Origin of the sequence: Pseudomonas sp. 10B238, assembly GCF_000970615.1 — a bacterium.
In the GTDB taxonomy this organism is placed as follows: domain Bacteria; phylum Pseudomonadota; class Gammaproteobacteria; order Pseudomonadales; family Pseudomonadaceae; genus Stutzerimonas.
Map to the genome: position 1 here is coordinate 1 of NZ_KQ033982.1, position 573 is coordinate 573.

The 573-nt window shown below is 57.4% G+C and carries 1 protein-coding gene; it reads right to left on the reverse strand.

Going from position 1 to position 573, the window contains the following annotated elements:
* Positions 1-573: efflux RND transporter permease subunit (locus tag RT21_RS22885; RefSeq protein WP_177327120.1), on the reverse strand; the 573-nt coding region annotated here is incomplete at both ends.

Sequence of the window (573 nt, forward strand, 5' to 3'; positions counted from 1 at the left end):
TCACTGCTACGGTCATGGCCTTGGGGCGCACTCGCTGGACAGCACCTTCACGAATGGCGTCGAGCAGGACGCCTTCGCCATGGGCTCCAGCGTTAACCCGATCCGTCCAGGCGTTCTTCAAATACAGCAGCATAATGACGCCGAACTCAGCAGAAACGCCTGCCAGTGCGATGAATCCGATTCCTGTCGCTACGGATAGGTTGTACCCGAGCAGATATAGGAACCAGACGCCCCCGGTCAGAGCGAATGGCAGCGTAGCCATGATGAGCAGCGCCTCGCCAAAGCGGGCAAACGTTAGGTAGAGCAATACAAAAATGATCAGCAAGGTAGCCGGAACGACGAGCTTCAGCTTCGCGTTAGCGCGCTCCATGAATTCGAATTGGCCGGAATAGCTGATGCTCATGCCGGATTCGAGCTGGACCCCTTTGCTGATCTTTTCCCTCAGATCGCCCACCACAGCCGCCATGTCGCGGCCACGAACATCGACGTAAACCCAGCCCGACAGCCTTGCGTTTTCGCTTTTAAGCATGGGCGGTCCGTCTGTCACCTGTACTTTGGCCACGGTCCCCAACG